The organism is Pseudonocardia zijingensis, assembly GCF_042657305.1.
Taxonomy (GTDB): domain Bacteria; phylum Actinomycetota; class Actinomycetes; order Mycobacteriales; family Pseudonocardiaceae; genus Pseudonocardia; species Pseudonocardia zijingensis.
Genome location: NZ_JBHSKO010000008.1, coordinates 1 through 19026, shown reverse-complemented (window position 1 = coordinate 19026; position 19026 = coordinate 1). Strand labels below are relative to the sequence as shown.

Genomic DNA, 19026 nt, shown 5'->3' with positions numbered 1-19026 from the left:
CGTGAGCGCTGGTGCCACCGCCGGCGTCGCGCCCCGCCGCACCGGCCCACCGGCCGCGCCGGTGCGGCGGGCCCGCCGCCGGCCTCGTGACCTGTTGCTCCCGTACCTGCTGCTGCTCCCGGCCTGCGGCGTCGTCGCGCTGGTCGTGGCCTTCCCGATCGTGCAGTCGATCGGCTACAGCCTGCACCACTACAACCTGCGCGAGCCGGACAACGCCTACTTCTCCGGTCTGGACAACTACGTCCGGGCGCTGACCGACGAGATGTTCTGGCGCGCGCTGCGGGCCACCGCGATCTGGGTCGGCGCGGTGCTGCCGATCCAGTTCGCGATCGGCATGGCGATCGCGGTGCTGATGAACCGCGCCTTCCCCGGCCGGCTCGTGCTGCGCGCGTCCGTCCTGCTGCCGTGGGTCGTGCCCAGCGCCGTGGTGGCCCTGCTGTGGCGCTGGCTCCTCGACGGCAACCTCGGCGTCGTCAACGACCTGTTGATCCGCGTCGGCCTCATCGACACCGGCATCCCGTGGCTGAACGACCCGAGCACCGCCATGGCCGTCGTCGTGCTCGCGATGACCTGGCACGGCATGCCGTTCTTCGCGCTGATGCTGCTGGCGGCCCTGCAGGCGGTGCCCGCGGAGATGTACGAGGCCGCGCACCTGGACGGGGCCTCCGGGCTCCAGCGGTTCCGCTACATCACCTGGCCCAGCATCATCGACACGATCCGCACGACGACGCTCCTGCGGATCATCTGGCTCGCCAACTCGATCGAGATCATCTGGATCATGACGGCGGGCGGGCCGAACTTCGCCACGACCACCCTGCCGGTGGTCACGTTCTTCGAGGCCGTGCGCGGACTCGACTTCGGGTACGCGTCGGCGGTCAGCGTGCTGCTCGCGCTGATCCTGCTGGCCGTCGTGCACCTCTACGTCCGGCAGATGCGGAAGGACGACTGACCATGACAACGGCTTCCCCGGTCGCCGCCCGCGGGCGCCGGAGCGTGTTCGTGATCTGGCTGCTGGCGCTCCCGGTCATCCTGCTGTCCCTCGGGCCGTTCCTGTGGCTGCTGAAGACCTCGCTCGTGCCGGAGTCGCGCATCTTCGTGCGCCCGCTGGAGTACCTGCCGTCGACGGTGACGCTCGAGAACTTCGTGATGCTCTTCGAGCGGATGAACTTCTTCGGCTACTTCGCCAACAGCTTCGTCGTCGCGCTCGGCAGCACCGCGCTCGGACTGGTCATCTCGATGTCGTCGAGCTACGCGTTCGCCCGCTTCCGGTTCCCGGGTCGGCGGTTCTTCATGACCCTCTTCCTCGTCATCCCGATGTTCCCGACAGTGCTGATCCTCATCCCGATCTACGACATCATGCGGGTGACGGGCCTGCTGAACACCTACGCCTCGCTGATCGTCGCGTACAGCTCGTTCACGATCCCGTTCGCGGTCTGGATGATGACCGGCTACTTCGCGGCCCTGCCGGTCGAGATGGAGGAGGCCGCCCGGGTGGACGGCTGCAGCCGGCTCGGCGCCTTCGTGCGCGTGCTGCTGCCGACCGCCGTTCCCGGGATCTCGGCGACAGCCCTCTACATCTTCATCGTGTCCTGGAACGAGTACACGTTCGCCGCGATGCTCGCGCAGGACGAGTCGGTGCGCACCCTGCCCGTCGCGCTGCAGTTCTTCATCACGGAATTCACGGTGAACTGGGGGCTGCTGGCCGCCGGGGGCGTGATCGTGTCGCTTCCGGTGATCCTGCTGTTCATCGTGCTGCAGCGGCAGCTGATCGCGGGCCTCACCGCCGGGGCCGTGAAGTAGCGGCCGCCCGGGCCGCGCGCTACCCGGACCGGAGCCGTGCGAGCGCGGCCTCCCCGGCGGCGCGCCACTCCTCGTCGGAGGGCGCGCGGCCCGAGACCAGGATCGTCACGAGGTACCGCTCGCCCGCGAGCTGCAGGGTGGGTCCCGCGGCGGTGCCGATCACCGCGGCCCCGGCGCCGACGCCCGGCAACTCCCGCCGCCCGGACGCGCCGGCGGCCTGCACGTAGTCGGCGGGCGAGCCGGACCGCACGCCGTACACGTTGATGAGGGCGACCGGCCCGGACTCCGCATTCGCGACGCAGCCGGCGCTGCGGGTGCCGTCGCCGCGCTCGACGGCCCCCTGCTGCGGCGGCTCCACCGCCACGTCGACGAGGTCGCCGAGCTCGTCCGCCGTGAGGAGGCACTCGTCGGCCACCACGTCGGGCTCCAGGCCGCCGACCTGTGCGCCCACCGCCCCGGCCGAGCCCGCGACGACGCTGGTGCACCCGGCGAGTGCGAGCGCCACCAGCACGCCGCACGCCCACGCCCACGCCACGGGTGGGACGGTAACCGGCGCAACCCCGGTCCCGGGGCGGTTCCGCGGGATTGCCCGGGTCGGCGGGCACCGGCTCGCGGGATCAGGGGTCGAGGCGGCGCAGGGCCTCCTTGTGCGACAGCGGGGACAGCCCGGGGTGCTCGGCCACGAACGCGCGGACCCAGTTCGGGTCGGTGCGGGCGTACTGGCGCAGGGCCCACCCGATGCCCTTGCGGAGGAAGAAGTCGGGATCGTCGATGTTGGCCTCGATCGCCTCGGTGAGCAGGGCGATGTCCGTGTCGCCCGCCGCCTGCAGCTGGCAGATCACGGCTGTGCGGCGCAGCCACCGGTCCTCGTCGGTGATCCAGCCGCGCACCACGGGCCGCACGGTGCCGGGGTGCGCGCGCAGGAGCGGGCCGATGCGGCGGCTCGCGATCTCGTCGGTGAAGTCCCACCACGCGCCCGTGACGATCCAGTGCTCCAGCAGGGGGATCCACGTCGGGTCGAGCCACGCGGCGTGCCGGCGCAGGTTCGAGAGGGACAGGGCCAGGTACCGCTCCTCGCGGAACCGCGCCGCGTCCCAGAGCTCCCGCACGACGGCGTCCAGCTCGGCGGCGTCGGCGAGCGGGTGGTCGGCCACGGCGGCCTTCAACAGCCGCTCGCGGGCGGGCTTCGGGACGCCGCGGAACGGCATCGGCGACTTCATGTACCGCTGCATCTCCGCTGCTGCGACCGGGTCGGCGCAGGCGGCGAGGTCGGTCCGCAGCCGCGTGATGATCGGGTGCACGGGACGGACGGTACGACCCGGAATTGTCGGTGACCCCTGTCACCCTCGACGTGGGAGAAGGGGGACGAACGATGAAGGTGCTCGTGGCCACGGCCCGTACGCAGGGCGACCGGCCTGACGACTACCACTGGTGCATCGAGGGCGAGCTCGTGCGGATCGGGGAGGTGTGCGCGGCCGACCTCGCCGATCCCGACGCCGGCTGCGGGTGCGGGCGTGCGTTCGCCGGGCTCAACTCGCACCGGGCCACCACCACGGCCCGGATCGCCGAGGTGCCGCTGTCGCAGGCCGACTACGTCGAGGCGATCCGCTCGAGCCTGCAGCAGCAGGGGTGGGATCCCTGTGGCGACTGCGCGGCGGGCGAGGCGGTCCAGCTGGCCGCGCTCGTGGTCGACTGGCCGGTGGGCACGGTGGTCGAGCGGCGCCTCGACGACCTGTTCGTGCGCTGCCTGGCCGACACGAGCTGACGGTCAGGTGGCGCGGTCGAAGGTGCGGGCCCAGCGGCGCACGTGGTCGAGCAGCTCGGGTGGGGACACCACCTCGAAGTCGGCGTCCAGGCTGCCGAGGAGCATGGCGGGCCAGTCGAGCGAGTCGGCGCGCATCGTCAGCCGGCACCGGCCGTCGGCGGCGTCCTCCACGGTGCCCCAGCGGCTCGCCGCGGAGCGCACGCGGTCGGCGGGGGCGGCCACGAGCACCTCCACCGTCCACCCGGCGGGCACCTGCTCCATCGACGCGCGCACGAACGCGGCCGCGTCCTCGGCGGGCAGGGTGCGGGGGAGGAAGCGGGCGCCGGTGGTGCGGGGGCCGGTGATGCGGTCGGCGCGGAAGCTGCGCCAGCCGTGGCGCACGAGGTCGTAGGCCACGAGGTACCAGCGCCGTCCGAGCGACACGAGGCGCAGCGGCTCCACGTGGCGGTCGCTGCGCTCACCCGCCGCGCTGGTGTAGCCGAACTCGAGCCGTTCGGTGTCGCGGCATGCCTGCGCGAGGGCGGTGAGCACGGCCGGGTCGGTGCTGGGCGCCGTGCTGTTCCAGGTCAGCGGCACCGTCATCGCCCGTAGCGCGTCGACGCGGCGCCGCAGCCGGGGCGGCATCACCTGCACCACCTTGGCGAGGGCGCGCACCGACGACTCGGCGATCCCGGCCACGCCGCCCTGCGCCGCGGTCTGCAACCCCACGGCGAGGGCCACCGCCTCCTCGTCGTCCAGCACGAGCGGGGGCAGCGCCGCGCCCGCGGCGAGCTGGTAGCCGCCGTCCACGCCGCGGCTCGCCTCCACGGGGTAGCCGAGCTCGCGGAGCCGGTCGATGTCGCGCCGCAGGGTGCGCACCGAGACGCCGAGGCGATCGGCCAGCTCGGGGCCGGGCCAGTAGCGGTGGGTCTGCAGCAGGGACAGCAGCCGCAGGGTCCGCGAGCTCGTGTTCGCCATGGCCCCAGATTCTCGCGAATTGAGGTCAGGAAGTGGCACTTGAGGCCCATAACATCGTGCTCAACAGCAGCGATACGGAGAGGCGCACCGATGACCAGCTCGATCCAGCAGGAGGCCACCGACATGATCGCCACGCTCACCGGCGAGCGAGCCGACATCCTGGAGGCGCTGATCACGCACCGGCAGTTCCTGCGCCACACCGTGCAGGGGCTCACCGACGACCAGGCCCGGCAGCGCACCACCGTCAGCGAGCTCACGCTGGGCGGGCTGATCAAGCACGTTGCGCAGATGGAGAAGGGCTGGGCCGACTTCATCGTCGACGGGCCGGCGGCGCTGGGTGGCGACATCGACTGGAGCGAGCCCACGCCGAAGCAGGTCGAGGAGTTCCGGGCGGGGTTCCAGCTGCTCCCGCACGAGACGCTCGAGGGCGCGCTCGCGCGCTACGAGGAGATCGCCCGCCGCACCGACGAGCTGGTCGCCACGGTCGACCTGGACTCCTCGCACCCGCTCCCCGCGGCCCCCTGGTTCCCGGCGGGGGCCCGCCGGTCGGCGCGCCGGGTGTTCCTGCACATCGTCGGCGAGACGGCCCAGCACGCCGGGCACGCCGACATCATCCGCGAGGCCCTGGACGGTCAGAAGACGATGAGCTAGTTGTCACCACCGTGGCGAACTCCGCCACCGTCGGCACGATGTGGGTGTGCGGCGCGATGCCGAGCTCGGCGATGCCGTGTGCGCCGGTGAGCACGCCGGCCACGATCCCGGCACCCGCCCGCGTGCCCGCCACCAGGTCGTTCACGGTGTCGCCCGCCACCGCCACGCGTGCCATCGACCCGGCGCCCAGCTCCAGCGCTGCGGTGAGCACGAGGTCGGGTGCCGGGCGGCCCCGCCGGACGTCGGACGACGACAGCACCAGATCGGCGAGCGACGACCAGCCGAGCGTCTCCACCAGCACGTCGCGGATCGGCCCGGCGAATCCCGTCACCAGCGCGACCGCCACCCCGGCGGCCCGCAGCCGGGTGATCGCGTCGACGGCGCCGGGCATGGCGCTCACCCCACCGGCGCGGATCGCGTCGGCGAGCACGTCGCCGAAGACGCACTCGGCCCCGGCGGCCAGGGCCGCGTCGCCGTCGAGGAGCGCGGTGAACATGTCGATCTTCGCGGCGCCCCGCACGGCGGTGAAGCGGGCGTGGAAGTCGTGGGGGAAGGGTGCGCCCACCCGCTCGATCGCGGCCCGGAAGGACGCCTCGACGAGGCCGTCCTCCCGCACCGTCGTCCCCGCCATGTCGATCACGGCGACATCCACGCCGGCCCCCCGTCAGATCACTCGGCGAGCTCGCTCACCGGCAGGGAGCGTATGCCGCCGGACGTCGTTCGAAGATCCGGGTGTGACGAAATCGCCTTGCATTGTCTTGCGTGATCGCGCATAGTCATGCGAATGGTGCGGGTAGCGGTGGCGGGCGCGAGCGGGTACGCCGGGGGAGAGCTCCTCCGGCTGCTGCTCGGGCATCCGGACGTGGAGATCGGGACACTCACGGCGGGGGGCAGCGCGGGCACGCGCCTGGGGGCGCACCAGCCCCACCTGCTCCCGCTGGCGGACCGCGTGCTGGAGGACACGACGGCCGACACGCTGGCCGGGCACGACGTCGTCTTCCTCGCGCTGCCGCACGGGAGGTCGGCGGAGCTCGCGGCGCAGCTCGGCGACGACACCGTGGTGATCGACTGCGGCGCCGACCACCGGCTGGCCGACCCGGCGGCCTGGGAGCGCTGGTACGGCGGAGATCACGCGGGGAGCTGGCCGTACGGGCTGCCCGAGCTGCCCGGCGCGCGGGATGCGTTGCGCGGTGTGAAGCGGGTCGCCGTGCCCGGCTGCTACCCCACGGCGGTCAGCCTCGCGCTCGCCCCGGCACTGGCCGCGGGCATCGTCGACCCGGAGGTCGTGGTCACGGCCGTCACCGGCACGTCCGGCGCGGGCAAGTCGCCCAAGCCGCACCTGCTCGGGGCCGAGGTGATGGGCTCGCTGTCGGCGTACGGGGTGGGCGGGGTCCACCGGCACACGCCGGAGATGGCGCAGAACCTGTCGGCCGCGGCCGGGGTGCCGGTGAGCGTGAGCTTCACGCCGGTGCTCGCCCCGCTGCCGCGCGGCATCCTCGCCACGTGCTCGGCGCGCACCACGGCGTCCACCGCCGACGCCGTGGAGGTGTACGCGAAGGCCTACGCCGACGAGCCGTTCGTGCACCTGCTGCCGGAGGGCAGCTGGCCGGCCACCGCGGCCACGTTGGGCGCCAACACGGTGCAGCTGCAGGTGGTCGTGGACGCCGACGCGGGCAGGCTGGTGGTCGTCGCCGCGATCGACAACCTCACCAAGGGCACCGCGGGCGGCGCGATCCAGTGCATGAACCTGGCGCTCGGCCTGCCCGAGACCGCGGGCCTCCCGGTCACGGGGGTGGCGCCGTGAGTGTCACGCAACCGAAGGGCTTCCGGGCCGCCGGCGTGGAGGCGGGCATCCGCACCGGGGAGCGCCCCGACCTCGCGCTCGTCGTCAACGACGGCCCGCAGCACGCCGCCGCGGGCGTGTTCACCCGCAACAAGGTGAAGGCCGCGCCCGTCCTGTGGTCGGAGCAGGTGCTCGCCACCGGACGGCTGCGCGCGGTCGTGCTCAACGCGGGCAACGCCAACGCCTGCACCGGCCCGGAGGGCTTCCAGACCGCCCACGCCACCGCGGAGAAGGCGGCCGAGTTGCTCGAGTGCGGCGCCGTGGAGGTCGCGGTCTGCTCCACCGGCCTGATCGGCTCCCAGTTGCCGCGCGACAACGTCCTCGGCGGGGTCGCCGCTGCGCACGCCGCCCTCGGCGCCGACGCGGCGGCCGGGCTGGCCGCCGCCACCGCGGTGCTCACCACGGACACGGTGCCCAAGGAGGCCGGGCACGCCGACCCCGCGGGCTGGAGCATCGGCGGGTTCACCAAGGGCGCCGGGATGATCGCGCCGTCGATGGCCACGATGCTCACGGTCGTCACCACCGACGCCGTGCTCGACGCGCCCGCGCTGGACGCGGCCCTGCGCTCTGCCGTGCGGGTGAGCTTCGACCGGCTCGACATCGACGGCTGCATGTCCACCAACGACACCGTGCTGCTGCTGGCGTCGGGGGCATCCGGGGTGGAGCCCGACCCCGAGGCGTTCACCGCCGCGCTGCGTGACCTGTGCAAAGACCTGGCGCGGCAGATGCAGGCCGACGCGGAGGGCGTCACGAAGCGCATCACGGTGCGCGTGGCCGGTGCCGCCACCGAGGACGAGGCCGTCACGGTGGCCCGCACGGTGGCGCGCGACAGCCTGGTGAAGACCGCGCTCTTCGGTTCCGACCCGAACTGGGGCCGGATCGCGGCCGCCGTCGGCTACTCCGACGCCCAGGTCGACCCGGACCGCATCGACGTCACGATCAACGGGGTGCAGCTGTGCCGCGGCGGCGTGGCGGCGGCCGACCGGTCCGCCGCCGACCTGAAGGGCGCGGACGTCCTCGTCGAGATCGGGCTCGGGCTCGGCGACGGCGCGGCGGAGATCCTCACCACCGACCTGTCCCACGGCTACGTCGAGGAGAACAGTGCGTATTCCTCTTGAGGAGCGGCTCAGCCGGGCGGGTGAGAAGGCCGGCGTCCTGGCCGAGGCGCTGCCGTGGCTGCAGCGGTTCCACGACAAGATCGTCGTGGTGAAGTACGGCGGCAACGCCATGGTCGACGAGGAGCTCAAGCAGGCGTTCGCGCAGGACATGGTGTTCCTGCGGCTCGCGGGCATCCACCCGGTGGTCGTCCACGGCGGCGGCCCGCAGATCACCGCGATGCTCGACCGGCTCGGCCTGCCCGCCGAGTTCCGGGGCGGGCTGCGGGTCACCACGCCGGAGACCATCGACGTGGTGCGGATGGTGCTGGTCGGGCAGGTGGGCCGGGAGCTGGTCGGGCTGATCAACCAGCACGGCCCGTACGCCGTGGGCCTGTCCGGCGAGGACGCTCAGCTGTTCACCGCGGAGAAGCGCAACGCGCTGGTCGACGGGGAGGCCGTGGACATCGGTCTGGTCGGCGACGTGGTGCACGTCAACCCGGACGCCGTGGTCGACATCGTGAACGCCGGGCGGATCCCGGTGGTCGCCGGCGTCGCCCCGGACGGCGACGGCACGGTCTACAACATCAACGCCGACAGCGCGGCCGCCGCGCTGGCCGCGGCGCTGGGCGCGGAGAAGCTCGTCGTGCTCACCGACGTGGCGGGGCTCTTCGCGAACTACCCCGACCCGGAGTCGGTGATCAGCGCCCTCACCGCCGATGAGCTGGAGCCGCTGCTGCCCGGCCTGGCGAGCGGGATGGCGCCCAAGATGGAGGCCTGCCTCCGGGCGGTGCGCGGTGGCGTGCCGCAGGCCCACGTGATCGACGGGCGGGTGCCGCACTCGGTGCTGCTCGAAGTCTTCACCACTGAGGGAGTCGGAACGATGGTGACCCCATGAGCGAACTGACGCAGCGGTGGCAGGCCGCGATGATGGCCAACTACGGCACCCCGCCGCTCGCGCTCGTGCGCGGCAGCGGCGCCGAGGTGTGGGACGTCGACGGCAACCGCTACCTCGACCTGGTCAGCGGCATCGCGGTCAACGCGCTGGGCCACGCGCACCCGGCCGTGGTCGAGGCCGTCACGCAGCAGATCCAGAAGCTCGGCCACACGTCCAACCTCTACATCACCGAGCCCCCGCTGGAGCTGGCCGAGAAGCTGCTCGAACTGGTCGAGCGGCCGGGCCGCGTGGTGTTCAGCAACTCCGGCGCCGAGGCCAACGAGGCGGCGTTCAAGATGGCCCGCCGCACCGGCCGGCCGAAGATCATCGCCTGCGAGAACGCGTTCCACGGCCGCACGATGGGCGCGCTCGCGCTCACCGGCCAGGAGCCGAAGCGGGCCCCGTTCGCGCCGATGACGCCGGGTGTGGAGCACGTGCCGTACGGCGACGCCGCGGCGCTGGAGGCCGCGGTCGACGCCGACACGGCCGCGGTGTTCCTGGAGCCGATCCTCGGTGAGGCGGGGGCGATCAACCCGCCGGAGGGCTACCTGCAGGCGGCGCGCCGGATCACTGCCGAGCACGGAGCGCTGCTCGTGCTCGACGAGGTGCAGACCGGGATCGGCCGCACCGGCTCGTGGTTCGCGTTCCAGCAGGCCGGGGTGGTGCCCGACGTCATCACGCTCGCGAAGGGCCTCGCCGGCGGTCTGCCGATCGGCGCGTGCATCGGGATCGACGCCGCGGGCGAGCTGCTCACCCCCGGCCAGCACGGCACCACGTTCGGCGGCAACCCGGTGGTGGCCGCGGCCGCGCTCGCCGTGCTGCGCACGATCGCCGCCGACGGCCTGCTCGACCACGTCGCGCAGGTCGGCAAGGAGATCGCGACCTCGATCGAGGCGCTGGGCCACCCGCTCGTCTCCGACGTGAGCGGCGCGGGCCTGCTGATCGGCATCGGCCTGCGCAAGCCCGTCTCCGGCGCGGTGGCGACGGCGGCGCGCGCGGGCGGGTTCCTCGTCAACAACGCGGTGCCCGACCGCACCCGGCTGGTGCCGCCGCTCGTGCTCACCGAGGCGCAGGCCCGCGAGTTCCTGGCGGCCTTCCCCGGATTCCTGGATGCGGCGAACGATGGTTAGGCACCTCCTGCGCGACGACGATCTCACCCCGGCCGAGCAGGCCGAGGTGCTCGACCTCGCGGACGCGATGAAGCGCGACCGGTACGCCCACCGGCCGCTGGCCGGGCCGCGCCCGGTCGCGGTGCTGTTCGACAAGCCCTCCACCCGCACCCGGCTGTCGTTCGAGGCCGGGATCGCGCAGCTGGGCGGGCACCCGCTGATCGTCGACGCCCGGTCCAGCCAGATGGGCCGCGGCGAGACGATCGGCGACACCGCGCGGATGCTGTCGCGCTTCGTCGACGCGATCGTGTGGCGCACCGGCGACCAGTCGCGGATCGAGGAGATGGCGGCGATCGCCACGGTGCCGGTGGTCAACGCGCTCACCGACCAGTTCCACCCCTGCCAGGTGCTCGCCGACCTGCAGACGGTCCGGGAGCGGTTCGGCCGGCTGGCCGGGCTCACGCTGACCTACCTCGGCGACGGCGCCAACAACATGGCCCACTCGCTGCTGCTCGGCGGCGCCACGGCCGGGATCCACGTCCGCGTGTGCGCGCCGGAGGGGTTCCAGCCCGACGGCGCGGTGCTGCGCGACGCGAAGAACCGGGGCTCGGAGACGGGCGGGGGCGTGGAGCTCGTGGCCGACCCGCACGCCGCCGTCGACGGCGCCGACGTCCTCGTCACCGACACCTGGGTGTCGATGGGGCAGGAGGACGACGGGCTCGACCGCGCCGCCCCGTTCCGGCCGCTGCAGGTCAACGCGGCGCTGCTGGAGCGGGCCGCGCCGGAGGCGATCGTGCTGCACTGCCTGCCCGCCCACCGCGGTGACGAGATCACCGACGACGTGCTCGACGGTCCGCGCAGCGCCGTCTGGGACGAGGCCGAGAACCGGCTGCACGCCCAGAAGGCACTCCTGACGTGGTTGCTCCGGTCGTGACCACGGGGACGCGCGCGGCCCGCCAGGCCCGGATCGTCGAGCTGATCCGGGACCGGGCGGTGCACAGCCAGACGGAGCTGCTCGCCCTCCTGGAGGAGGACGGCATCGCCACCACGCAGGCCACGCTGTCGCGCGACCTCGACGAGCTGGGCGCGCTCAAGGTCCGCGGCGCCTACGTCATCCCGGACGACGGCAGCCCGGTCCGCGGCGTCGAGGGCGGCACCGCCCGGCTGTCGCGGTTGCTGGGGGAGGTGCTCACGTCCACGGACGCGAGTGGGAACCTTGCGGTCCTGCGCACCCCGCCCGGTGCGGCCCAGTACCTGGCGAGCGCGCTGGACCGCGCTGCCCTGAACTACATCGTCGGCACCATCGCGGGCGACGACACCCTCCTGGTGGTGGCCCGCGAGCCCCTCACCGGGGCGGAGCTCGTCGCGCGCCTGCGTGAACTCTGACGCCCTGAACGAGAATCCGAGCAAGGAGCACCCAACCCGTGAGCAAGGTCCTGACCTCCCTCCCGAAGGGCGAGCGCATCGGCATCGCCTTCTCCGGAGGGCTCGACACGTCCGTGGCGGTCGCCTGGATGCGCGACAAGGGCGGGATCCCCTGCACCTACACCGCCGACCTGGGGCAGTACGACGAGTCGGACATCTCCGGTGTCCCCGCCCGCGCGAAGCAGTACGGCGCCGAGATCGCCCGCGCGGTCGACATCAAGCCCCAGCTGGTGGAGGAGGGCCTGGCGGCGCTCGCGTGCGGGGCCTTCCACATCCGCTCCGGGGGCCGGACGTACTTCAACACCACGCCGCTGGGTCGCGCCGTCACCGGCACGCTGCTGGTGCGCGCGATGCAGGCCGACGACGTGAACATCTGGGGCGACGGCTCCACGTTCAAGGGCAACGACATCGAGCGGTTCTACCGCTACGGCCTGCTGGCCAACCCGGAGCTGCGGATCTACAAGCCGTGGCTGGACGCCGACTTCGTGCAGGAGCTGGGCGGGCGCCACGAGATGAGCACGTGGCTCACCGCGCACGGGCTGCCCTACCGCGACTCGGCGGAGAAGGCGTACTCCACCGACGCGAACATCTGGGGCGCCACCCACGAGGCCAAGACGCTCGAGCACCTCGACGTGTCCCTGGAGACCGTCGAGCCGATCATGGGCGTCAAGTTCTGGGACCCGTCGGTGCGGATCGACGCCGAGGACGTCTCGATCACGTTCGAGGCCGGGTACCCGGTGGCGATCAACGGCGTGCGGTTCGCCGACAAGGTCTCGCTCGTGCTGGAGGCCAACCGGATCGGCGGGCGCCACGGCCTGGGCATGTCGGACCAGATCGAGAACCGGATCATCGAGGCCAAGTCGCGCGGCATCTACGAGGCGCCCGGCATGGCGCTGCTGTTCGTCGCCTACGAGCGGCTGGTCAACGCGATCCACAACGAGGACACCGTCGCCAACTACCACAACGAGGGCCGCAAGCTCGGCCGTTTGCTCTACGAGGGGCGCTGGCTGGACCCGCAGGCGCTGATGGTGCGCGAGTCGATCCAGCGCTGGATCGCCTCGCTGGTGACCGGCACCGTCACGCTGCGGCTGCGCCGGGGCGACGACTACACGATCCTCGACACGCAGGGCAGCGGCTTCTCCTACCACCCCGACCGCCTGTCGATGGAGCGCGTCGAGAACGCCGCCTTCGGGCCGGTCGACCGGATCGGCCAGCTCACCATGCGCAACCTCGACATCGCCGACTCCCGCGCCAAGCTGGAGGCCTACGCCGGGCAGCCGACGGAGCAGGGCACGGTGCTCGTGGAGCACGGCACGCTCTTCGGCGAGCTGCCCTCGGGCGGTTTCGACCGCATCGCGGCGGCCGACGGCGCCGGTGAGCCCGACTCGGAGCGCTCCCTCGACGACGCGGCCCTGGAAGCGGGGACGGACTGATGGCCCTCTGGGGCGGCCGGTTCGCCTCCGGCCCGGCCGACGCGCTGGCCGCGCTGTCGAAGTCCACGCAGTTCGACTGGCGGCTCGCGCCCTACGACCTGCGTGCCTCGATGGCGCACGCCCGCGTGCTGCACGGGGCCGGTCTGCTCACCGACGACGAGCTGGCCGGCATGCTCGACGCGCTGGCCAAGCTCGCCGCCGACGTGGAATCGGGCGCGTTCGGACCGGCGCCCGACGACGAGGACGTGCACTCCGCGCTGGAGCGCGGCCTGATCGAGCGGGCCGGGCCGGAGCTGGGCGGCAAGCTGCGCGCCGGGCGCTCGCGCAACGATCAGGTGGCCACGCTGTTCCGGATGTGGCTGCGCGACGCGGCCCGCCGGGTCGGCGCCGGCGTGCTGGACGTCGTCGACGCGCTCGTCGCGCAGGCGCAGGCCCACCCGGACGCGCCCATGCCCGGCCGCACCCACCTGCAGCACGCCCAGCCCGTCCTTCTCGCCCACCACCTGGCCGCGCACGCCCACGCCCTGCTGCGCGACGTCGACCGGTTGCGCGACTGGGACCGGCGCGCCGCGGTGTCGCCGTACGGGTCGGGGGCGCTCGCCGGATCGTCGCTCGGGCTCGACCCGGAGGCCGTGGCCGCCGAGCTGGGCTTCGACTCCTCGTCGGCCAACTCGATCGACGGCACGGCGTCGCGCGACTTCGCCGCCGAGGCCGCGTTCGTGCTCGCCATGGTGGCCGTCGACCTGTCCCGGATCGCGGAGGAGGTGATCGTGTGGGCCACGGCGGAGTTCTCCTACGTCACGCTCGACGACGCCTTCTCCACCGGCAGCTCGATCATGCCGCAGAAGAAGAACCCGGACGTCGCGGAGCTCGCGCGCGGCAAGGCGGGCCGGCTGATCGGCAACCTCGCGGGGCTGCTCGCCACCCTCAAGGGCCTGCCGCTGGCGTACAACCGTGACCTGCAGGAGGACAAGGAGCCGCTGTTCGACTCCGTCGAGCAGCTCGACCTGCTGCTGCCGGCCGTCGCCGGGATGATGGCCACGTCGGAGTTCCACACCGAGCGGCTCGCCGAGCTCGCCCCGGCGGGCTTCACGCTCGCCACCGACGTGGCCGAGTGGCTGGTGCGCCAGGGCGTGCCGTTCCGGGTGGCGCACGAAGCCGCAGGCGGCTGCGTCCGCGCGGCGGAGGCGCGGGGCGTCGGGCTCGAGGACCTCACGGACGCCGAGCTGGCCGCGGTGCACCCGGCCTTGACCCCCGACGTGCGATCGGTGCTGAGCGTGGCAGGCTCGATCGCGTCCCGGGCCGCACGCGGCGGCACGGCGGGCGAGCGCGTGGCCGAGCAGCTGACCGAACTGCGCGCCGCCGCGGCCACCGCGCGGCAGGCCCTCACCGACTCTGGAGGACCAGCATGACCACGCCGGGGGCGGCCGACGCCCGCGCCGCCTACGAGAAGCTCCAGGCCGAGGGGATGAAGCTCGACCTCACCCGGGGCAAGCCGTCGTCGGAGCAGCTCGATCTCGCCACCCCGATGCTGAGCCTGCCCGGCGACGACTTCCGCGCCGCCGACGGCACCGACACCCGCAACTACGGGGGCCTGCACGGCCTGCCCGAGCTGCGGGCGATCTTCGCGCCGTTCCTGCAGGTGCCCGTCGAGCAGCTGGTGGCGTTCGGCAACTCGAGCCTCGAGCTGATGCACGACACGCTCGTGCACGCGCTGCTCAGCCCGCTGCCCGGCGCCGAGCGCCGCTGGGCCGACGAGGAGCGCGTCGTCTTCCTCGCTCCCGTGCCGGGTTACGACCGGCACTTCGGCGTGTGCGAGCGGCTCGGGATCGAGCTGGTGCCGGTGCCGATGACCGACGACGGGCCCGACATGGACGTCGTCGAGCAGCTCGTGGCGGCCGACGCCACGGTCAAGGGCATCTGGTGCGTGCCGAAGTACTCCAACCCCACGGGCGCGGTGTACTCCGACGAGACGGTGCGCAGGCTCGCGTCGATGCCCACCGCCGCGCCGGACTTCCGGATCATCTGGGACAACGCCTACGCCGTGCACCACCTCACCGAGCACGAGGCGGAGATCGCCGACGTGCTGGCGCTCGCCGCGGAGGCGGGCCACCCGGACCGGCCGTTCGTCGTCGGCTCCACGTCGAAGATCACACTCGCCGGTGCCGGGGTGGCGTTCCTCGGCGCGTCGGCGGAGAACGTCGACTGGTGGATCCGCCTCACCTCGAAGCGCACGATCGGCCCGGACAAGACCAACCACCTGCGCCACGTCCGGTTCCTGCGCGACGCCGACGGTCTGCGGGCGCACATGCGCCGCCACCGCGAGATCATCGCGCCGAAGTTCGCCGTGGTGGACGAGATCCTCACGCGTGAGTTCGCCGACACCCCCGGCATCGAGTGGTCCAAGCCGGCCGGTGGGTACTTCGTCACGCTCACCGTGCCGGAGGGCACCGCCACCGAGATCATCCGCCTCGCGAAGGAGGCAGGACTCGCGCTCACCCCGGCCGGCGCCACGCACCCCTACGGCGAGGACCCGCAGGACAGCATCATCCGGCTCGCGCCCACGTTCCCGCCGCTGCCCGAGGTCCGCAAGGCAATGGAGGGCGTGGTGGTGTGCGTGCGGCTGGCACTCTCCGAACGTGGGTGACCTCCTCCCGCGGGAGGAGCTCGCCGTCGACGTGCTCGAGGCGGCCGGCCGGCTGCTCGGCTGCACGGTCGTCTCGGACACGCCGGAGGGTCCCGTGGCCGTCCGGCTCGTCGAGGTGGAGGCCTACCGCGGCGCCGACGACCCCGCCTCGCACAGCTTCCGCGGGCGGACGGCCCGCAACGGTGTGATGTTCGGCCCGGCCGGCCACCTGTACGTCTACTTCGTCTACGGCATGCACTTCTGCGCCAACGTCACGGCGCTGGAGGACGGGGAGGCCGGGGCGGTGCTGCTGCGGGCGGGCGAGGTCGTCTCGGACCTCGCGGTGGCGCGCGTCCGGCGGCCCACCGCGCGACGTGATGATGATCTCGCCCGCGGCCCGGCCCGGCTCGCGTCGCTGCTCGGGCTGGGACGCGAGCACAACGGGGTGGACGTGACGAACCCCGCATCTCCGGTCCGGCTGCTGGCCGGTCCGCCGGTCGACCCGGCCCTCGTGCGCACCGGCCCACGGGTCGGGGTGGCCGCCGCCCACGAACGGCCGTGGCGGTTCTGGCTCGACGGCTCGCCCGCGGTGAGCCCGTACCGACCCGGCCGTGGCGCGCCCGTCACGTCGACTGGACGGAATAGATAGGGCAGCCTAACCTTCACTCGTGATCGTCCATGTCCGTGCCTGCGTGGCCCTCCTCGCCGCCGTCGTCCTGCTCAGCGCCTGCGGGGGTGGATCGGCTCCGCCGGCGCAGGCGCGCGCCGCGGTCACCGTGGAGCACGCGTTCGGCACCACGGAGATCACCGGGACGCCCCAGCGGGTGGTGTCCCTCGGCTACACCGACCAGGACGCGATCCTGGCCCTGGGAGTAGTGCCCGTGGCCATCCGCGAGTTCACCGGCAACCGGCCGTCGGCCACGTGGCCGTGGGCGAGCGACCGCCTCCAGGGCCAGCAGCCACAGGTCCTGGTGGGCGAGGAGATCAACGCCGAGACGGTGGCCGCTCTGCAGCCGGACCTGATCGTGGCGGTGTCCGCCGGGCTCGACCAGCAGGAGTACGACACCTTCTCGCGGGTGGCCCCCACCATCGCGCACCCGGCCGGCGTGAACCCGTTCCAGATCGCCTGGCAGGACTCCACCCGGCTGATCGCCACCGCCCTGGGCCGCACGGCGGAGGCGGAGCGCGTGATCGGCGACCTCGAGGCGCGGTTCGAGGAGGTGCGGGCGCAGTACCCGCAGTTCGCGGGCCGCCGCGCCGCCATCGCCGCCTCCAGCGCGACGAACACCTCCTACTTCGTCTGGACCTCCGAGGACAACCGCGGCCGGTTCCTGACCTCGCTCGGGTTCACCGTGCCCGCCACGTTCGACGAGCTCGCGGGCGACAACTTCTACGCCGACATCAGCAACGAACGGCTGGGGCTGCTCGACGAGAACGACGTCGTCGGGTGGCTGGAGATCCCCGGCAACGAGAACGCCGCCCTCGAGGCGCAGCCCGGCTACCCGGCGCTGCGCGTCGGCCGGGAGAACCGCGTGGTGCAGCTCACCGAGGAGCAGGGAGTCGCGTTGACCTTCAGCAGCGTGCTGAGCCTCCCCGCGCTGCTCGACGAGCTGCCCGCCGAGTTCGCCGCGCACCTGGGCGGCTGACGCGAGCCCGCTGACGTGCGGGAGGATCGTCGGGTGGGAACGAACATCCTCGACGAGCTGGAGTGGCGCGGCCTGATCGCGCAGAGCACCGACCTCGACGCGCTGCGGCGGGATCTGGACGGCGGCGTGCTCACCCTCTATGCCGGGTTCGACCCCACGGCGCCGAGCCTGCACGCGGGCAACCTCATGCTGTTGCTCACACTCCGCCGGTTCCAGCAGGCGGGGGCCCGGCCGATCGTCCTCGCGGGCGGCGCCACCGGGTTGATCGGTGATCCGCGCGACGTGGGGGAGCGGACGCTGAACAGCGCCGACACGGTGCGCGAGTGGGCGGGCCGGATCCGGGGCCAGCTGGAGCGCTTCGTCGACTTCCACGACGGACCCAGCGGCGCCGTCGTCGTCAACAACCTCGACTGGACCGGGAGCCAGACCACCCTCGAGTTCCTGCGTGACATCGGCAAGCACTTCTCGATCAACGTGATGCTGAACCGGGAGACGGTGCGGCGCAGGCTCGAGGGCGACGGCATGTCGTACACCGAGTTCAGCTACCTGCTGCTGCAGAGCCAGGACTACCTGCACCTGCACCGCGAGTACGGCTGCCTGCTGCAGATCGGCGGGTCCGACCAGTGGGGCAACATCGTGGGCGGGGTGGACCTGATCCGGAAGGTCGAGGGCCGTGCCGTGCACGCCCTCACCACACCGCTGGTCACCGACGCCGAGGGACGCAAGATCGGCAAGTCCACCGGCGGGGGCAGCATCTGGCTCGATCCCGAGATGACCTCGCCGTACGCCTGGTACCAGTACTTCGTGAACGTCGCCGACGCCGACGTGATCCGGTACCTGCGGTACTTCACGTTCCTCACCCGCGAGGAGATCGACGAGCTGCAGCGCGAGGTCGATGAACGGCCGCACGCGCGTGCCGCGCAACGCAGGCTGGCCGCGGAGCTCACCACCCTCGTCCACGGGCAGCGCGCCACGGACCAGGTGGTGGCGGCGAGCTCCGCGCTGTTCGGCCGCGGGGACCTGCGGGAACTCGACGCGGGCACGCTCGACGCCGCACTGGCCGAGGTGCCGCACGCCGACGTGTCGCTCGGCGAACGGCCCACGATCGTCGATCTCCTGCTCTCCACCGGCCTGGTGGAGAGCCGCAGCGCCGCCCGGCGCACGGTCGGGGAGGGCGGGGCGTACGTGAACAACTCCAAGATCCCCGACGAGGGGTGGACCCTCGCCGAGACGGACCTCCTCGCCGGGGGATGGGCCGTCGTGCGCCGGGGCAAGCGGAACCTCGCCGGCGTCCGCGCGAGTTGAGCCGTGCGACGCCCCTCGCGGCTCGAGGGGCGTCGCACCGCCTCTGACCAGCGCAGATGCAAAAAGGACCCCCCCGGTGTGAGGGCCTCTGACGGGGGTGTGTAACTTTCTCCTCGTCGCCACGGAGGGCAGCACGACAGACCGGGACGGAATCTCCGGCCCAGAGTCAGCCCCCGGACACGGCGGCCGCCCCGGAAGGCCGAGCACCTCGGTGCTAGCCTGAAGGAGTGGGCCTGGCGGAGCTTGACTCCGCGCCCAGGACCACGTACTCTGTAAAAGTTGCCCCGGACCCGGTCCGCAAGGATCGTGATGGTGTGCGGGTGTCTCTTGAGAACTCAACAGTGTGTCGAGCTTGTTCATGGACTGGTTTTGTGCCAGTTTGAACATTAAGTCGTCGAGGCCCCGTCCTCGGCGCAATTGTAGGGCCAGTTTTTG

General features: G+C 72.7%; 20 protein-coding genes. 16 read left to right on the top strand and 4 right to left on the bottom strand.

Annotation, left to right across the window (positions count from 1 at the left end; genetic code table 11):
• Nucleotide 1 precedes the first annotated feature (1 nt).
• Both ACFPL3_RS17750 and ACFPL3_RS17745 read left to right on the top strand, forming a co-directional pair.
• Nucleotides 2-949 carry a carbohydrate ABC transporter permease gene (locus ACFPL3_RS17750; RefSeq protein WP_343943447.1) on the top strand — a complete coding sequence of 316 codons (948 nt, stop codon included), beginning with the start codon at nucleotides 2-4 and terminating at the stop codon, nucleotides 947-949.
• A 2-nt stretch (nucleotides 950-951) separates the two neighbouring features.
• Nucleotides 952-1800, top strand: coding sequence for a carbohydrate ABC transporter permease (locus ACFPL3_RS17745; protein WP_343943446.1), 849 nt, complete (start codon nucleotides 952-954; stop codon nucleotides 1798-1800).
• Nucleotides 1801-1819: 19 nt separating this feature from the next.
• Here the strand turns inward: ACFPL3_RS17745 and ACFPL3_RS17740 are convergent, their stop codons facing one another.
• On the bottom strand, nucleotides 1820-2335 hold the full coding sequence (locus ACFPL3_RS17740; RefSeq protein WP_343943445.1) for a hypothetical protein: 516 nt from the start codon (nucleotides 2333-2335) through the stop codon (nucleotides 1820-1822).
• An 82-nt stretch (nucleotides 2336-2417) separates the two neighbouring features.
• Nucleotides 2418-3101 carry a DNA alkylation repair protein gene (locus ACFPL3_RS17735; RefSeq protein ID WP_343943444.1) on the bottom strand — a complete coding sequence of 228 codons (684 nt, stop codon included), beginning with the start codon at nucleotides 3099-3101 and terminating at the stop codon, nucleotides 2418-2420.
• Nucleotides 3102-3172: 71 nt separating this feature from the next.
• On the opposite strand from ACFPL3_RS17735, the gene ACFPL3_RS17730 reads away from it, so the two are divergent.
• Entirely contained in the window at nucleotides 3173-3565 is a 393-nt protein-coding gene (locus ACFPL3_RS17730) for a DUF7715 family protein (protein WP_343943443.1), read from the top strand.
• A gap of 3 nt (nucleotides 3566-3568) precedes the next feature.
• Here ACFPL3_RS17730 and ACFPL3_RS17725 read toward each other — a convergent pair whose 3' ends face one another.
• Entirely contained in the window at nucleotides 3569-4522 is a 954-nt protein-coding gene (locus ACFPL3_RS17725) for a helix-turn-helix transcriptional regulator (RefSeq protein WP_343943442.1), read from the bottom strand.
• A 90-nt stretch (nucleotides 4523-4612) separates the two neighbouring features.
• Here ACFPL3_RS17725 and ACFPL3_RS17720 point away from each other — a divergent pair, with 90 nt between their 5' ends.
• Nucleotides 4613-5173, top strand: a complete 561-nt coding sequence (locus tag ACFPL3_RS17720; RefSeq protein ID WP_343943441.1) for a DinB family protein — start codon at nucleotides 4613-4615, stop codon at nucleotides 5171-5173.
• Here ACFPL3_RS17720 and ACFPL3_RS17715 read toward each other — a convergent pair.
• Nucleotides 5133-5825: an HAD family hydrolase gene (locus tag ACFPL3_RS17715; RefSeq protein ID WP_343943440.1), complete on the bottom strand. Its 693-nt coding sequence runs from the start codon at nucleotides 5823-5825 to the stop codon at nucleotides 5133-5135. The genes ACFPL3_RS17720 and ACFPL3_RS17715 overlap by 41 nt on opposite strands.
• Before the next feature lie 126 nt (nucleotides 5826-5951).
• Between ACFPL3_RS17715 and argC the strand changes: the two genes are divergently transcribed.
• The 12 genes from argC to tyrS are packed head-to-tail and all read left to right on the top strand — an operon-like array spanning nucleotide 5952 to nucleotide 18591.
• On the top strand, nucleotides 5952-6977 hold the full coding sequence (argC, locus tag ACFPL3_RS17710) for an N-acetyl-gamma-glutamyl-phosphate reductase (protein ID WP_343943439.1): 1026 nt from the start codon (nucleotides 5952-5954) through the stop codon (nucleotides 6975-6977).
• Nucleotides 6974-8134, top strand: coding sequence for a bifunctional glutamate N-acetyltransferase/amino-acid acetyltransferase ArgJ (gene argJ, locus ACFPL3_RS17705; RefSeq protein WP_343943438.1), 1161 nt, complete (start codon nucleotides 6974-6976; stop codon nucleotides 8132-8134). Before argC ends, argJ begins: the two co-directional genes overlap by 4 nt.
• On the top strand, nucleotides 8118-9008 hold the full coding sequence (gene argB, locus ACFPL3_RS17700) for an acetylglutamate kinase (RefSeq protein WP_343943437.1): 891 nt from the start codon (nucleotides 8118-8120) through the stop codon (nucleotides 9006-9008). Before argJ ends, argB begins: the two co-directional genes overlap by 17 nt.
• Nucleotides 9005-10177, top strand: a complete 1173-nt coding sequence (locus ACFPL3_RS17695; RefSeq protein ID WP_343943436.1) for an acetylornithine transaminase — start codon at nucleotides 9005-9007, stop codon at nucleotides 10175-10177. The genes argB and ACFPL3_RS17695 overlap by 4 nt, the downstream gene beginning before the upstream one ends.
• Nucleotides 10170-11090, top strand: coding sequence for an ornithine carbamoyltransferase (gene argF / locus ACFPL3_RS17690; protein WP_343943435.1), 921 nt, complete (start codon nucleotides 10170-10172; stop codon nucleotides 11088-11090). Before ACFPL3_RS17695 ends, argF begins: the two co-directional genes overlap by 8 nt.
• Nucleotides 11072-11542: an arginine repressor gene (locus ACFPL3_RS17685; RefSeq protein ID WP_379589359.1), complete on the top strand. Its 471-nt coding sequence runs from the start codon at nucleotides 11072-11074 to the stop codon at nucleotides 11540-11542. Before argF ends, ACFPL3_RS17685 begins: the two co-directional genes overlap by 19 nt.
• Before the next feature lie 38 nt (nucleotides 11543-11580).
• The gene (gene argG, locus ACFPL3_RS17680) at nucleotides 11581-13014 is read left to right on the top strand and encodes an argininosuccinate synthase (protein ID WP_343943433.1); all 1434 of its coding nucleotides are present in this window, start codon (nucleotides 11581-11583) and stop codon (nucleotides 13012-13014) included.
• On the top strand, nucleotides 13014-14426 hold the full coding sequence (gene argH, locus ACFPL3_RS17675; RefSeq protein ID WP_343943432.1) for an argininosuccinate lyase: 1413 nt from the start codon (nucleotides 13014-13016) through the stop codon (nucleotides 14424-14426). The genes argG and argH overlap by 1 nt, the downstream gene beginning before the upstream one ends.
• A complete protein-coding gene (locus ACFPL3_RS17670; RefSeq protein WP_343943431.1) occupies nucleotides 14423-15661 on the top strand; it encodes an aspartate aminotransferase type Ic in 1239 nt (412 codons plus the stop codon). Before argH ends, ACFPL3_RS17670 begins: the two co-directional genes overlap by 4 nt.
• Nucleotides 15654-16289 (top strand): DNA-3-methyladenine glycosylase, encoded by a 636-nt coding sequence (locus ACFPL3_RS17665; protein ID WP_343943430.1) that lies wholly within the window; start codon nucleotides 15654-15656, stop codon nucleotides 16287-16289. The genes ACFPL3_RS17670 and ACFPL3_RS17665 overlap by 8 nt, the downstream gene beginning before the upstream one ends.
• Nucleotides 16290-16308: 19 nt before the next feature.
• Nucleotides 16309-17286 carry an iron-siderophore ABC transporter substrate-binding protein gene (locus ACFPL3_RS17660; RefSeq protein ID WP_343943429.1) on the top strand — a complete coding sequence of 326 codons (978 nt, stop codon included), beginning with the start codon at nucleotides 16309-16311 and terminating at the stop codon, nucleotides 17284-17286.
• Nucleotides 17287-17319: 33 nt separating this feature from the next.
• Nucleotides 17320-18591 (top strand): tyrosine--tRNA ligase, encoded by a 1272-nt coding sequence (gene tyrS / locus ACFPL3_RS17655; RefSeq protein WP_343943428.1) that lies wholly within the window; start codon nucleotides 17320-17322, stop codon nucleotides 18589-18591.
• Nucleotides 18592-19026 lie beyond the last annotated feature (435 nt).